Source organism: Streptomyces sp. NPDC088157, assembly GCF_044741545.1.
Lineage (GTDB): Bacteria > Actinomycetota > Actinomycetes > Streptomycetales > Streptomycetaceae > Streptomyces.
In genome coordinates this window covers 1,063,332-1,077,599 of record NZ_JBIUSU010000001.1, presented here as the reverse complement: position 1 = coordinate 1,077,599, position 14,268 = coordinate 1,063,332, and the positions used below count along the sequence as shown (strand labels likewise).

At 70.6% G+C, this 14,268-nt stretch carries 11 protein-coding genes; 5 read left to right on the top strand and 6 right to left on the bottom strand.

The annotated features are described in order from the left end of the window. Nucleotides 1-62 precede the first annotated feature (62 nt). Both ACIPFH_RS04575 and ACIPFH_RS04570 read left to right on the top strand, forming a co-directional pair. Entirely contained in the window at nt 63-2,003 is a 1,941-nt protein-coding gene (locus tag ACIPFH_RS04575) for a protease pro-enzyme activation domain-containing protein (RefSeq protein ID WP_401823001.1), read from the top strand. Between the two features lie 132 nt (nt 2,004-2,135). Then, nucleotides 2,136-3,890, top strand: coding sequence for an NAD+ synthase (locus ACIPFH_RS04570; protein ID WP_356260238.1), 1,755 nt, complete (start codon nt 2,136-2,138; stop codon nt 3,888-3,890). 79 nt (nt 3,891-3,969) lie between these two features. On the opposite strand, the gene ACIPFH_RS04565 is transcribed toward ACIPFH_RS04570, so the two are convergent. The 6 genes from ACIPFH_RS04565 to ACIPFH_RS04540 all read right to left on the bottom strand — a co-directional run bounded on the left by ACIPFH_RS04565 (nt 3,970) and on the right by ACIPFH_RS04540 (nt 11,020). Beyond that, a complete protein-coding gene (locus ACIPFH_RS04565; RefSeq protein WP_401822999.1) occupies nt 3,970-5,043 on the bottom strand; it encodes a chitinase in 1,074 nt (357 codons plus the stop codon). 198 nt (nt 5,044-5,241) lie between these two features. Continuing rightward, a complete protein-coding gene (locus ACIPFH_RS04560) occupies nt 5,242-5,850 on the bottom strand; it encodes a DJ-1/PfpI family protein (protein ID WP_401822997.1) in 609 nt (202 codons plus the stop codon). A gap of 182 nt (nt 5,851-6,032) precedes the next feature. After that, a complete protein-coding gene (locus ACIPFH_RS04555; protein WP_401822995.1) occupies nt 6,033-7,259 on the bottom strand; it encodes an MFS transporter in 1,227 nt (408 codons plus the stop codon). 108 nt (nt 7,260-7,367) lie between these two features. Continuing rightward, nucleotides 7,368-8,429 (bottom strand): endonuclease/exonuclease/phosphatase family protein, encoded by a 1,062-nt coding sequence (locus tag ACIPFH_RS04550; protein ID WP_401822994.1) that lies wholly within the window; start codon nt 8,427-8,429, stop codon nt 7,368-7,370. 181 nt (nt 8,430-8,610) lie between these two features. Then, nucleotides 8,611-9,285 carry a TetR/AcrR family transcriptional regulator gene (locus tag ACIPFH_RS04545; RefSeq protein ID WP_401822993.1) on the bottom strand — a complete coding sequence of 225 codons (675 nt, stop codon included), beginning with the start codon at nt 9,283-9,285 and terminating at the stop codon, nt 8,611-8,613. A gap of 142 nt (nt 9,286-9,427) precedes the next feature. Further along, entirely contained in the window at nt 9,428-11,020 is a 1,593-nt protein-coding gene (locus ACIPFH_RS04540) for an MFS transporter (protein WP_401822990.1), read from the bottom strand. Between the two features lie 314 nt (nt 11,021-11,334). Here ACIPFH_RS04540 and panB point away from each other — a divergent pair, with 314 nt between their 5' ends. The 3 genes from panB to ACIPFH_RS04525 all read left to right on the top strand — a co-directional run bounded on the left by panB (nt 11,335) and on the right by ACIPFH_RS04525 (nt 14,267). Beyond that, the gene (gene panB / locus ACIPFH_RS04535; protein ID WP_401822988.1) at nt 11,335-12,201 is read left to right on the top strand and encodes a 3-methyl-2-oxobutanoate hydroxymethyltransferase; all 867 of its coding nucleotides are present in this window, start codon (nt 11,335-11,337) and stop codon (nt 12,199-12,201) included. A 225-nt stretch (nt 12,202-12,426) separates the two neighbouring features. Beyond that, entirely contained in the window at nt 12,427-13,452 is a 1,026-nt protein-coding gene (locus tag ACIPFH_RS04530) for an ATP-binding cassette domain-containing protein (RefSeq protein ID WP_401822986.1), read from the top strand. Further along, a complete protein-coding gene (locus ACIPFH_RS04525) occupies nt 13,449-14,267 on the top strand; it encodes an ABC transporter permease (RefSeq protein WP_401822984.1) in 819 nt (272 codons plus the stop codon). The genes ACIPFH_RS04530 and ACIPFH_RS04525 overlap by 4 nt, the downstream gene beginning before the upstream one ends. Nucleotide 14,268: the final 1 nt, after the last annotated feature.

Sequence of the window (14,268 nt, the reverse complement as noted above, 5' to 3'; positions counted from 1 at the left end):
GTCGCAAGAGTGGCCCGCACGTCGAGTGATCTACTCGCGTCGAACCACATACAGGGGGTCCTATGAGATCCAACCGCGCCGCGCTGCGCGCCGGAGCGAGCATGGCAGCGACACTGCCCATGATCGCCGGCGCGCTGGCGCTCGGTATACCCGCCGCGCACGCCGCGGACGGCCCGGCCCGTGACACGCTGGCCGGGACCAAGCCCGCGTGGGCCACGACCAAGGCGGACAAGGGCTCGACCGCGGACAGCGCCCAGGTCACCGCCCGGGTCTACCTCGCCGGGCGTGACGCCGCCGGCCTCGCCGCGTACGCGAAGGCCGTGTCCGACCCCGCCTCGCCCGCCTACGGCAAGTACCTCTCCGCCCAGCAGGCCGACGCCCGCTTCGGCGCGACCAAGGCCCAGGTGGCCGCGGTCAGGTCGTGGCTGACGGCGGCCGGTCTGAAGGTCACGGGCACGACCCGGCACTACGTGTCGGTCAGCGGTGAAGTCGCCGCCGTCGAGAAGGCGTTCGGCACGCAGCTGCACAACTACACCAAGGGCAGCAGGACTTACCGGGCGCCGTCGAAGACGGCCTCGGCCCCGGCCGACCTGGATGGCGCCGTCCTGACCGTCACCGGCCTGGACAACGCGCCGCACAAGGCCGCCTCCAAGGATCAGCTCCCGCCTCCGGACGCGGTGTTCAAGAACTCCGGGCCGTTCTCCTCGTACTACGGCTCCAACACCGCGAGCGCCCTCCCGTCGGCGTACGGCAAGAAGATCCCGTACGCCGTGCAGGGGTACACCGGCAAGCAGCTGCGTGCCGCGTACGGGGCCGGGAGGTACACCGGCAAGCATGTCCGCATCGCCATCACCGACGCGTACGCCTCGCCGACGATCGCCCTCGACGCGGCCACCTACGCGAAGGCGCACGGCGACAAGTTCTGGAAGACGGGTCAGCTGACCCAGGTGCTGCCCTCGGACTACACCAAGACCGAGGAGTGCGGGGCGGCCGGCTGGTACGGCGAGGAGACCCTCGACGTGGAGGCCGTGCACGCGGTCGCGCCGGCCGCGGACGTCACCTACGTGGGCGCCGCGTCCTGCTACGACGACGACCTGCTCGACTCGCTCAGCAAGGTCGTCGACAACCACCTGGCCGACATCGTCTCCAACTCCTGGGGCGACATCGAGGCCAACCAGACGCCGGACCTCGCGGCCGCCTACGACCAGGTCTTCCAGTTCGGCGCGGTCGAGGGCATCGGTTTCTACTTCTCCTCCGGCGACAACGGTGACGAGGTCGCCAACACCGGCACCAAGCAGGTCGACACCCCGGCCAACTCCGCGTGGGTGACGGCGGTCGGCGGTACCTCGCTGGCGGTCGGCAAGGGCGACAAGTACCTGTGGGAGACCGGCTGGGGCACCGACAAGGCCTCGCTGTCGGCCGACGGCAAGAGCTGGACGGACTTCCCGGGCGCCTACACCTCGGGTGCGGGCGGCGGCACGAGCAGGACCGTCGCCGAGCCGTACTACCAGAAGGGTGTCGTCCCGAAGTCGCTCGCCACGGCCAACAGCGCCGCGGGCAACCGCGTCGTCCCGGACATCTCGGCGATCGCCGACCCGAACACCGGCTTCAAGGTCGGCCAGACCCAGACCTTCCCGGACGGGACCGAGCAGTACAGCGAGTACCGCATCGGCGGCACCTCACTGGCCGCTCCGGTCATCGCGGCCGTGCAGGCCCTGGCCCAGGAGGCGCGCGGCGGCGGCGCGATCGGCTTCGCCAACCCGTCGATCTACTCCAAGTACGGCTCGCGGGTCTACCACGACGTCACGGACAACCCGACCGGGTCCGGGCTCGCGGTCGCGCGCGTCGACTTCGCCAACAGCTACGACGCGACGGACGGGCTGCTGACCTCCGTCCGCAGCCTCGGCAAGGACAGCTCGCTGTCCGCCGTGAAGGGCTACGACGACGTCACCGGCGTGGGCTCGCCCACGAACGGCTACGTGGAGTCGTACCGCCGGCGCTGAGCCGTCGGACCCGTGTCCGCGCACGTCGTACGCGTGTCGTGCGTACGTCGTGCGCGGAGCGGGCGTGGGGGCGTGAGGTGTCCGACACCCCGCGCCCCCCATCGCGTCGCATTGACGATTACACTGGTACGCGTGCCTCAACTTCGTCTCGCCCTGAACCAGATCGACTCGCGCGTCGGCGACCTCGTCGGCAACACCGAAACGATCCTCCGCTGGACCCGGCACTCCGCCGAGCAGGGAGCCCATCTCGTGGCGTTCCCGGAGATGGCGCTGACCGGGTATCCCGTCGAGGACCTCGCCCTGCGCTCCTCGTTCGTCGAGGCCTCCCGCACGGCCCTGCGCGCGCTCGCCGCCCGCCTCGCCGACGAGGGCTTCGGCGAACTGCCGGTGGTCGTGGGCTACCTCGACCGGTCCGAGGCCGGCCGCCCGAAGTTCGGCCGCCCGGCCGGCTCGCCGCGCAACGCGGCGGCGGTGCTGTACGGCGGTGAGGTGGTCCTCTCCTTCGCCAAGCACCACCTGCCCAACTACGGCGTCTTCGACGAGTTCCGCTACTTCGTGCCCGGCGACACCATGCCGGTGCTGCGGGTGCACGGCGTCGACGTGGCCCTCGCCATCTGCGAGGACCTCTGGCAGGACGGCGGCCGGGTGCCCGCGGCGCGCTCCGCCGAGGCCGGGCTGCTGCTCTCCATCAACGCCTCCCCCTACGAGCGGGACAAGGACGACACCCGTCTGGAGCTGGTCCGCAAGCGGGCCCAGGAAGCCGGCTGCACCACCGCCTACCTCGCGATGATCGGCGGGCAGGACGAGCTGGTCTTCGACGGCGACTCGATCGTCGTCGACCGCGACGGCGAGGTCGTGGCGCGGGCGCCGCAGTTCTCGGAAGGGTGCGTGGTCCTGGACCTCGACCTGCCCGCCGCCTCGGCCGACGCGCCGACGGGTGTCGTGGACGACGGTCTGCGCATCGACCGGGTGGTGCTGTCCGAGGAGCCGCTCCCCTCCTACGAGCCCGAGCTGAGCGGCGGCTACGCGGAGCGGCTGGACGACGCCGAGGAGATCTACTCGGCGCTGGTCGTGGGCCTGCGCGCATACGTGGCGAAGAACGGTTTCCGGTCGGTGCTCATCGGGCTGTCGGGCGGTATCGACTCGGCGCTCGTCGCGGCGATCGCGTGCGACGCGCTGGGCGCGCAGAACGTGTACGGCGTGTCGATGCCGTCGAAGTACTCCTCCGAGCACTCGAAGGGCGACGCGGCGGAGCTGGCGCGCCGGACGGGCCTGAACCTCCGCACGGTGCCGATCGAGCCGATGTTCGACGCGTACATGGGCTCGCTGGGTCTGACGGGTCTGGCGGAGGAGAACCTCCAGTCCCGCTTGCGCGGAACCCTGTTGATGGCCGTCTCCAACCAGGAGGGCCACATCGTCCTCGCTCCCGGCAACAAGTCGGAACTGGCGGTGGGGTACTCGACGCTGTACGGCGACTCGGTCGGCGCGTACGGACCCATCAAGGACGTCTACAAGACGTGGATCTTCCGGCTCGCGGAGTGGCGCAACCGCGCCGCGGCGGAGCGTGGCCAGACCCCGCCGATCCCGGAGAACTCGATCACCAAGCCGCCGAGCGCGGAACTGCGCCCGGGCCAGGTGGACACCGACTCGCTCCCGGACTACCCGGTCCTGGACGCGATCCTCGAGCTGTACGTGGACCGGGACCAGGGCGCGGACGCGATCGTCGCGGCGGGCTACGACCGTGAGCTGGTCGTCAAGACCCTGCGCATGGTGGACACCGCCGAGTACAAGCGGCGCCAGTACCCGCCGGGCACGAAGATCTCGGCGAAGGGCTTCGGAAAGGACCGTCGTCTGCCCATCACGAACGGCTGGCGCGAGTCCGTCTGACGGCTCGGTCCCCGTACCCCGTACCGCGGTCGGGCCCGGTCGCGTGGTGCGACCGGGCCTGCGTGTCCGCGGGCGTGTCCTACCGGTGGCCGCCGTTCGTGAACGGTTCGAAGGCGTGGCTGAAGGCCCAGGTGTCCTGGGCGATCCCGGAGCACGAGTCGGAGCCGCCGGTGCCCGGGCAGCCGCCGTTGTCGCGCTGGAGCGCCCAGAAGGAGAGTGTGTTGATCTCCTTGGCCTCGGCCCACTTCGCCACGGTGACCGCGTCCTTCGTGGTGAAGGTCTCCTCGGGGCCGTAGTCGTCGATGCCGGGCATCTCGATGACGCCGATCATGCTCCACAGCTTCGCGGCGCTCTTCATCGGGTGCAGCGCGGCCAGTTGGTCGTGCAGTCCCTGCGCGGCCGTCTCGGTGTCCGCCGCCATGTCGTGGGCGGCGCCGTCGTAGTAGTCGAAGGTCATGAGGTTGACGACGTCCACCCGCGCGCCGTTGGCGACGGCGTTCTTCAGCAGGGCCAGCCCGTTGGCTTCGAGGCCGGTGGTGGAGGTCGGCAGGGTGTAGGAGAACTGCACCTCGCGGCCGGTGCGTCGGGCCCAGCGCTGGACCTGGGCGATCGCCTTGTTGCGGCGGTCGATCCCGGCGGCGTTGTCGATGGAGTCGCCTTCGACGTCGAGGTCGATCCGGGTGATGCCGTACGTGGTGACGAGGCTTTCGTACACCTTGGCGATGGCGTCGACGCTGGTGCAGCTGTCCGCCAGTTCGGTGCCGGTGGTGTCCGCGGACCAGCCGCCGAAGGACGCAACGACGTTGCCGCCGCGTGCCTGGATCGTGGCGATGTCGCGGCCGAAGGTCGCCCGGGAGACCGGCTGGTCGGCCTCGCCGTTCCAGTACGCGGTGCACGAGCCCGCCGTGGCTGTCTGGAGGAAGGCCAGGGTGAGGTACTTGTTGCCGGAGGCGGCGGCGAGCGCGGCCGGGCTCTCGCCGGTCCACGCCTCGAAGTAGGGAGCCGCCACGTGGCTCGGCATGGGCTTGCCGGGGGTCTGCGGCGGGTGCGGCGCGGCGAGCGCGCTTCCTCCCCCGAGGGCGAGGAGCCCGGTGGACAGAGCGCCGGCGCTCAGACAGGACAGCAGTGCGCGAAGGTGACGAGGTCGTCTCACTGACGCTCCCATGGGAAAAGGGCATGCGGGATCAGCGGAAGGACTGAACCGCGGGGGCGAGCAGTGACCATGCTTGGACTAGACCACTTAACTGTCAAGGTTCTTTACAGTTAACTGACCGTAGCCCGGTCAGCCCGGGCAGACCGGTCGGCACGGGAGCTCACGCACCCTCAGGACCGGTCGCGGGGCGGCGGGGCGTCAGCGCAGGGCGGCCTCGCCCGCCCGGACGGCCCGCAGGGCGCGCTGGACGGTCTCCTCGTTCTCGCCGACCGGGGCCACGTAGTCGAGCACGTCGCGCGCCGCGTCCTCACCGAGCGTTCGGGTGATCACCCACGTGGCGAGATACTGCGACGCCAGGCAGCCGCCCGCCGTGGCGATGTTCCCCTCGGCGTGGAACGGCACGTCCAGCACGGTCACGCCAACGGCTTCGACGAAGGGCCGGCTCTTGGCGTCCGTGCAGGCGGGCATGGAGTCCAGCAGGCCGAGCCGGGCGAGCACCAGCGCGCCGGAGCACTGCGCGCCGACCAGCTGCCGCGAAGGGTCGAGCGGCAGCCTGGAGATCAGCCGGTCGTCGGCGACCACGTCGCGCGTCCGCACCCCGCTGCCGATCAGCACGACGTCGGCCTCGGTCACGAACTCCATCGGGCGCTGACCGGTCACCTCGACGCCGTTCATCGACGTGACCACGGGCGTCGGCGTCGTGACGAACGCCTCCAGGCCGTCCTTGCGGCACCGGTTGATCAGTGCGGAGGCGATGAAGCTGTCGAGTTCGTTGAACCCGTCGAAGGTGACCACGGCTACGTGCATCTCAACTCCTCGGACACGGTGACGAATCGCCAGTCTCCAGGGTGCGCCGTTCCCGGTCGAGAGCCGATCGGCGGCCGGTGGCATGCATGCCGCCGCTCTCGATCCCGAAGGACACCCGACCCCTGCTGGAGGGGAAGGCCTTCCGGCAGGGGTGACCTCGGCATCCGGCCGATGGAGCCACGTCAGTGACGGGCTCCCGCCTCCGCGGCGGTGCGCGGCAGGTGGGTCGCGACGACGCGGTCACGGCCGCCCGCCTGCGGGGCCCTGCGGGCGTCGACGGCGTAGGCCACGCCGGCCACGATCAGGCCCAGGACCGCCAGGACCGCGCCCGCCAGCGCGGGCGAGGTGGCGCCGAAGCCGGCCGCGAGGGCCAGGCCGCCGATCCAGGCGCCGCCGGCGTTGGCCATATTGAACGCCGCCTGGTTGGCGGAGGAGGCCAGGGAGGGGCCCGCGGTCGCCTTCTCCATCACCATCAGGTTCAGCGGCGAACCCGCCACGAACGCCGCCACACCCAGCAGGACCACGGCCAGCGCGCCGCCCCACGCCGTCGTCATCAGCAGCGGGAACAGGGCCAGCACCACGGCCAGTGACGTCAGGCCGGCGAACAGGGTCGGGCGCATGGCGTGGTCGGCGAGCCGGCCGCCGAGCAGGTTGCCGATCGTCGCGCCGACGCCGAACAGCGCGAGCAGCAGCGTGACGCTGGAGTCGGCGTAGCCGGCGGAGTCCGTCAGCATCGGGGTGATGTAGCTGTACGCGGAGAACAGGGCGCCGAAGCCGGCCACCGTCGTGCCGAGCGCCAGCCACACCGGCAGCGAGCGCAGGGCCGCCAGCTCACGGCGCAGGCCGACGGCGGGCGCCTGGCCGTGGTCGCGCGGGATGAGCAGGGCCAGGGAGGCTATCGCCGCCAGGCCGATCACGCCGACGCCGAGGAAGGTCGCCCGCCAGCCGAGGTGCTGGCCCATCAGGGTGGCGACGGGGACGCCCGCGATGTTGGCGACGGTCAGACCGAGGAACATGAGCGACACCGAGCGGGCCTTGCGCTCCGGGGCCACCATGTTGGTGGCCACCACCGCGCCGACGCCGAAGAAGGCGCCGTGCGGGAGACCGCTGAGGAAGCGGGCGGCCAGCAGGGAGTCGTAGCCGGGGGCGAAGGCCGACAGGGTGTTGCCCACGACGAACAGGCCCATCAGGGAGATCAGGACGGTCCGGCGGGACATCCGCGCCGTGACCGCGGCCAGCAGCGGCGCGCCGATGACGACGCCGAGCGCGTACGACGAGACCAGGTGTCCGGCCGTCGGGATCGAGACATGCAGGTCGTCCGCGACATCGGGCAGCAGGCCCATCATCACGAACTCCGTGGTGCCGATTCCGAAGGCACCCACGGCCAGGGCGAGCAGGGCCAGGGGCATGGAGATCTTGCCTTTCAGGGAGAGTGGGTTCCGTCCATCATACGTTTCGTATGTTCAAGTACGGAACAAAGTCTCTCCGGCCCGCTATTCCAGCGGGTGACCCCTTGGTCAAGGTGTGGTGACCTTCACACGCGCCGCCACCGGCAGATGGTCGCTGCTCGTCTGCGGCAGCGTCCAGGAGGTGACCGGCTCCACGCCCTTCACCATGATCTGGTCGATCCGGGCCATCGGGAACGACGCGGGCCAGCTGAAGCCGAAGCCGCTGCCGGCCGCGCCCTGCGTCGAACGCATCTGGGAGGTCACGGCGTTGAGCGAGCGGTCGTTCATGGTGCCGTTGAGGTCGCCGAGCAGGACCACCCGGGTCAGCCTCTCGTCGGCGATCGCCTCACCCAGCGCGTCCGCGCTCTTGTCCCGCTGCCGGGCGGTGAACCCGGCCTGGAGCTTCACCCGCACCGAGGGCAGATGCGCGACGTAGACGGCGACCTGCCCCTCGGGCGTCGCGACCGTGGCCCGCATCGCGCGGATCCAGCCCAGCTTGATGTCGACGGGCCTCACACCGCTCAGCGGGTACCGGCTCCACAGGCCGACCGTGCCCTGCACCGAGTGGTACTTGTACGTCGCCGCCAGCGCCTTCTCGTACACCGGCACCGCCGTGGCGGTCAGTTCCTCCAGGGCCAGCACATCGGCCTCGGACGCGGCCACGTCACGGGCGGTGCCCGCGGGGTCCGGGTTGTCGGCGTTGACGTTGTGGGTGGCGACGGTCAGGTCGCCGCCGCTGCCGGTCCGGTCGACGAGAAGTCCGCCGAAGAGGTTCAGCCAGACCACGGCCGGAAGAACGACGGCGATCAGCGCGGTCGCCGACTTGCGCACCAGCGCCAGCACCAGCAGCACCGGCACGAACAGACCGATCCAGGGCAGGAACGTCTCCGTGAGACTGCCGAGGTTGCCGTAGCGGTTGGGGATACGGGAATGCAGCCCCATCACCAGGGAGAAAGCCAGCGCGAACCCGGTGAGGACCAGACCCCGCCGCCAGATGCGCGGATCACCTCGCCAGCCCGCGCCGATCCGGCCGAACAGGGTGCCGATCAGGCGCCGGAGCCGGACTCCCCGAGGCTCGGGACCCGAGCCTCCGTTGTCGTCCGTCTCCGTCATGTACGCCTGCTGCGCCATACCGTCGCCTCACTGCCTGCCTTGCATACCGTCCGTCCCCCGGGTACGACCCTAGGGGATGATCGGCTTTGATCTCGCCGTCCCGTGACGGCCGTACGGGCACCAGGACGACCGGGGCCGTCTCAGGGGTTCCGGACCTGGGGCGGGTGGCCCGGTCTGTGACGAAACGCGCACATTCGCGCTACGTGGTGGGGGAACTGACGGGGCGTAGCCCGGCCAGCAGCGCGTCGACGATGCGCTCCGGAAGTTCTTCGGAGAGGTCGGCTTCGGGGCGCAGGATCGCGCGCACGAGCATGGGTCCGACGAACATGTCGTTCACCAGTTCCAGATCCAGATCGGCGCGCAGTTCACCGTTCTCCTGCCCTCGGCGCAGGACCTCGACGCCCATCCGGCGCCGGGGCTCTATCGCCGTGTTGTGGTACGCCGCCCAGATCTTCGGGCTGCTCTTCATCTGGGCGTGGACGTTGTGCAGGATCGCCGAGGAACGGTTGGCGAGGCCCCGCCGCCGCAGCGCCTCCAGCAGCACGATCAGGTCGTCGCGCATGGATGTGCCGGGGAGTTCGGGGTCCTGGGGATCGGCGGCGCGCAGCACGTCGACGAAGAGTTCCTCCTTGCCGCTCCACCGGCGGTAGATGGCGGCCTTGCCGACGCCGGCGGTACGGGCGATGCGCTCGATGGAGATCTCGGCGAGCGGGACGCCGTCCTCCAACAGCTTCATCGTGCCCTCGATGATGGCGCGTTCCACGGCCTCGCTCCGGGGCCGCCCCCGCACGGGCGGCTCCACGGCGGTCCCGCCGCCGGCGGTTCCGCTGCCGGTGGCCCGCCCGTCGGCGGTCCCCCTGTCGGCGAGGCTCACGTTCATCGGTCCTTTCGTCGCGCTGGGGGCATTGTCGCCCGACGGAGTCCTGCGACGGCCCGGCGGGTGGGCGGAGGCGGCAACTCCCGGCCACCCCCGCCCACCCCCCGCCGCGGCCGGCGACCGCCGCGGCCACCGTCCGCTACGGCTTCGCCCGCGCCAACTCCTCCTCCGTCACGTCCTCCGGTACGGGCTTCGGCCGGCCCGGCAGGAACACGGCCACCACGATCGCGCCCACGACCGCCACCCCGGCTCCGCACAGGGCGGTGACGTGCATGGCGTGCAGGAAGGCGTCGTTGGCGGGGGTCACCAGCACCTTGCCCCGGTCGCCGAGTTTCGCGGCGACCCCGAGCGTCGCCTCGATGGACTCGCCCGCCGTGTCTCGCAGGGCCACCGGCAGCGTGCCGAGGTGGCCCTCGATGCCGTTGCGGTACGACGCCGACAGCACCGAGCCGAGCACGGCGATGCCGAGCGCGCCGCCGAGCTGGCGGAAGGTGTTGCTGAGCGCGGAGGCGGAGCCGGCCTTCTCGCGGGGCAGAGCCTGCATGATGACCACGCTGGTGGGGGTCATGACATGGGCCATTCCGGTGCCCATGAAGAAGAAGACGATCTCCAGGAGCCAGATCGGGGTGTCGGCGTCCAGCGTGGCGAAGGCGACCAGGGTCGCCGCGAGGACGACCATCGCCGCGGTGGTCGTGGCCCGGACCCCGAAGCGGTCGACGACCAGCCGGGCGCGCGGCGCGAAGATCAGCTGGGCGGCGGCCAGCGGCAGCAGGAGCAGACCGGACTGCAGCGGGGAGTAGCCGCGCACGCTCTGCGTGTAGAAGACCGAGAAGAAGGTGACGCCCATCAGCGCGAAGAAGACCAGCGTGATGACGGCCATCGCGGCCGAGAACACCCTGTTCTTGAAGTAGTCCATGTCGACGGACGGATGGTCGCTGCGCTTCTCGAACACCACGAACGCGACGAGGACGACCAGGCCGGCCGCTATGGTCGCCAGCACGGTCGGGTCCGTGAAGTCGGCCAGTTCACCGCCCTTGATGATGCCGTAGACCAGCAGGACCAGGCCGACGACCGACAGGGCGACGCCGACGAGGTCGATGCGGCCGGGGTTCGGGTCGCGCGACTCGGGCACCAGCCACAGCATCAGCCCGAACGCGAGCAGCACGATCGGCACGTTGATGAGGAAGACCGAGCCCCACCAGAAGTGGTCGAGGAGCAGACCGCCGGTGATGGGTCCGATCGCGATGGCGAGTCCGACGCCGCCCGCCCAGATGCCGATCGCCTTGGGCTGCTCCTCGCGCTCGAAGACGTTCATCAGGACGGCCAGGGTCGCGGGCATCACGAAGGCGGCGCCGAGGGCCATCAGCGCGCGGAAGGCGATGAGCTGCGCGGGCGAGCCGGATTCCGCGGCGAGCGCGGAGCCGATGCCGAAGACGGCGAGCCCGCCGAGCAGGACCTTCTTGCGGCCGAGCCGGTCACCGAGGAGACCGGCGGAGAACAGCAGTCCCGCGAAGACGAGCGTGTAGGAGTTGATCGCCCACTCCAGCTCGCTCTGGGTGGCACCGAGGCCGGTGGGGGCGGGCGTCGAGATCGTCTTGATCGCGACGTTCAGGATCGAGTTGTCGAGCACCACGATCAGCAGGCTCAGCATCAGGACACCGAGGATCGCCCAACGACGCCGGTGCACCGCTTCCGGTATACGCGGAGCGGCGGGGACGGCAGGAGTAGTCATGGCGACGAGCCTAGGACATTTTCGATACGAGACCGTCTCGTATCGATTCCTCTGCCTCTTTTCTTACTGAGCCTTTACCCGGGGCCACGAGGGTGCCGGGCAGGACGAAGGCCTTGCCCCGAGGGCTCGACCGGCCTCCCCCCTGGTGCCGACGGGGCCCTGCGCCAGGCGCCGGCTGAGGCTCCGGCCCGCAGGGCCGACTGAGGCTTTGCCCACAGGGGGTGCTCTGGCTCTCGTTGGCACGAGGTGCCACCATGGGTGGTGGTCCGGGGACGCCGTGAGGGCGCCTCGAGATGACGTAAGGAGCCGTTGCAATGACGCAGCTTTCGGCTGCCCACTCGAAGACCTCCGACGGCAGCAAAGCGCTGTACGGAGGCAAGGGCACACGCCGCATCACCGTCCGCGACCTCGCCCTCGCCAAGGAGCGCGGCGAGAAGTGGCCCATGCTCACCGCCTACGACGCGATGACCGCGTCCGTCTTCGACGAGGCCGGTATCCCGGTCATGCTGGTGGGCGACTCGGCGGGCAACTGCCATCTGGGGTACGAGACGACCGTACCCGTCACCCTCGACGAGATGACCATGCTGTCGGCGGCGGTCGTTCGGGGCACCAGCCGTGCGCTGATCGTCGGCGACCTCCCCTTCGGCTCCTACCAGGAGGGGCCGGTGCAGGCGCTGCGCTCGGCGACCCGTCTGGTGAAGGAGGCCGGGGTCGGGGCCGTGAAGCTGGAGGGCGGCGAGCGCTCGCACCGGCAGATCGAGCTCCTGGTGGAGTCCGGTATCCCGGTGATGGCCCACATCGGCCTGACCCCGCAGTCCGTGAACGCGATGGGTTACCGCGTGCAGGGGCGCGGCGAGGAGGCTGCCCAGCAGCTGCTGCGGGACGCGAAGGCCGTGCAGGACGCGGGCGCGTTCGCGGTGGTGCTGGAGTTGGTCCCGGCGGAGCTGGCGGCCGAGGTCACCCGGGTGCTGCACATCCCGACCGTCGGCATCGGCGCCGGGCCGGAGACGGACGCCCAGGTACTGGTGTGGACCGACATGCTCGGGCTGACCGGGGGCCGGGTGCCGAAGTTCGTCAAGCAGTACGCGAACCTGCGTGAGGTCATGGGCAACGCGGCGAAGGCGTTCGCCGAGGACGTCGTAGGCGGAACGTTCCCCCTGGACGAGCACTCCGTCCACTAGAACCCCTCCGCACCGAGCCGACACCGCACGGAGCAGCCCGCCGGCCTTCCCCCGTCGGCGGGCTGCCGCGCGTGCGGGCCGCGGAGGGGGTGGGCTGCGGAGGGGCGGGCCGCGGAGGGGCGGATTTGGGTGCTGCCGCCGGGCTGTCGGTGGGCCGTGGGCGCCGCCGATGGTCTGTCGGCGGCATGTCGGTGGTTTGTCGGTGGGGGTTGCCACTCTTCTGGCATGACGCGAATCGACAAGAACCCCAGTGGCGCGGAGAGCGCTGTGACCGTTCGGGGGTTGGTCAAGCACTACGGCGAGACCAAGGCACTGGACGGAGTCGACCTGGATGTGCGGGAGGGCACCGTCATGGGGGTGCTCGGGCCGAACGGCGCCGGGAAGACCACCCTCGTACGGATCCTCTCCACCCTGCTCGCACCCGACAGCGGGCACGCCACCGTCGTCGGCTACGACGTCGTACGCCAGCCCCGGCAGCTGCGCCGGGTGATCGGGCTGACCGGGCAGTACGCCTCGGTGGACGAGAAGCTCCCCGGGTGGGAGAACCTCTACCTCATCGGGCGGCTGCTCGACCTGTCCCGCAAGGACGCGCGGACCCGGGCCGACGAACTGCTGGAGCGGTTCTCGCTGACCGACGCCGCCAAGCGGCCGGCGAGCACCTACTCCGGCGGTATGCGGCGGCGGCTCGACCTGGCCGCGTCGATGATCGGCCGTCCGCACGTGCTGTTCCTCGACGAGCCGACCACCGGCCTCGACCCGCGCACCCGCAACGAGGTGTGGGCCGAGGTCAAGGCGATGGTCGGGGACGGGGTCACCGTGCTGCTGACCACCCAGTACATGGAGGAGGCCGAGCAGCTCGCCTCCGAGCTGACCGTCGTGGACCGGGGCAAGGTCATCGCGAACGGCGCCATCGAGGAGCTGAAGGCGAAGGTCGGCGGCCGTGCGCTGCGGGTCCGACCGGCCGATCCGGCACACCTGCTGTCGCTCGCCGGCTGGATCGACGAGCTGGGCATCACCGGGCTCGCCACCACGACCGTGGACGCCGAGCGCGGCTCCGTCCTGGTGCCGGTCCTCAGCGACGAGCAGCTGACCGCCGTGGTCGGCGCGGTCACCGCGCGTGGCATCACGCTGACCTCCATCACCACCGAACTGCCCAGCCTGGACGAGGTGTTCCTGTCCCTCACCGGCCACCGCGCGAGTGCCCCGCAGGACGCCCGGCCCACCGAGACCCGCGAGGAGGTCGCCGTATGAGCGCGGCCACGATCGACATCGATACGACAACCGACGCGCGCATCCCGTTGCGCGGTCATCTGCGCCACACCGGCGCGCTGATCCGCCGCAACCTGCTGTGGATTCGGCAGGACCCGGAGTCGATGTTCGACGCGGTCCTCTTCCCGGTGATCTTCACCCTGCTGTTCGTGTACGTCTTCGGCGGCTCGATCGGGCAGTCGCTGGGCGGCGGGCAGGAGGCGTACGTGCAGTACGTCATTCCCGGGCTGCTGGCCATGATGGGGATGAACATGGCGCAGGGCGTGGGCACCGGCTTCAACACGGACTTCAACTCCGGGGTCATGGACCGCTTCCGGTCGCTGCCCATCGGACGGGGCTCGGTGCTCTTCGCCAAGATCGCCGTGGAGCTGATGCGCATGCTGGTCGCCTGCGTGATCCTCATGGTGGTGGCCGTGCTGGTGGGCTTCGACATCACCCACTGGCCCGGTCTCTTCGCCGCCGTGGGACTGGCCACGGTGTTCGGCTCGGCGCTGATGTGGGTGTTCCTCACCCTCGGCGTGATGATGAAGAGCGCGCAGTCCGTGCAGGCGATGGGCTTCCTGGTGCTGATGCCTCTTCAGTTCGGCTCGTCGATCTTCGCACCGACCCGGTCGATGCCGGGCTGGCTCCAGAACTTCACCGAGTACAACCCGCTGTCCTCGCTCGCCGACGCGGCGCGCGGACTGATGGTGGGCGGACCGGTCGCGCACGGGCTGTGGGTGACGCTGGCCTGGTCGATAGGGCTCACCGCGGTGATGGCGCCGGTCGCGATCCACAAGTTCCGCACGAAGACCTGAG

Bases quoted from the DNA above. Each gene is read 5' to 3' on its own strand.
- panB (WP_401822988.1), top strand. From the start codon at position 11,335: ATGACGCAGCTTTCGGCTGCCCACTCGAAGACCTCCGACGGCAGCAAA.
- ACIPFH_RS04560 (WP_401822997.1), bottom strand. From the start codon at position 5,850: ATGCACGTAGCCGTGGTCACCTTCGACGGGTTCAACGAACTCGACAGC.
- ACIPFH_RS04575 (WP_401823001.1), top strand. From the start codon at position 63: ATGAGATCCAACCGCGCCGCGCTGCGCGCCGGAGCGAGCATGGCAGCG.
- ACIPFH_RS04525 (WP_401822984.1), top strand. From the start codon at position 13,449: ATGAGCGCGGCCACGATCGACATCGATACGACAACCGACGCGCGCATC.
- ACIPFH_RS04530 (WP_401822986.1), top strand. From the start codon at position 12,427: ATGACGCGAATCGACAAGAACCCCAGTGGCGCGGAGAGCGCTGTGACC.
- ACIPFH_RS04550 (WP_401822994.1), bottom strand. From the start codon at position 8,429: ATGGCGCAGCAGGCGTACATGACGGAGACGGACGACAACGGAGGCTCG.
- ACIPFH_RS04555 (WP_401822995.1), bottom strand. From the start codon at position 7,259: ATGCCCCTGGCCCTGCTCGCCCTGGCCGTGGGTGCCTTCGGAATCGGC.
- ACIPFH_RS04540 (WP_401822990.1), bottom strand. From the start codon at position 11,020: ATGACTACTCCTGCCGTCCCCGCCGCTCCGCGTATACCGGAAGCGGTG.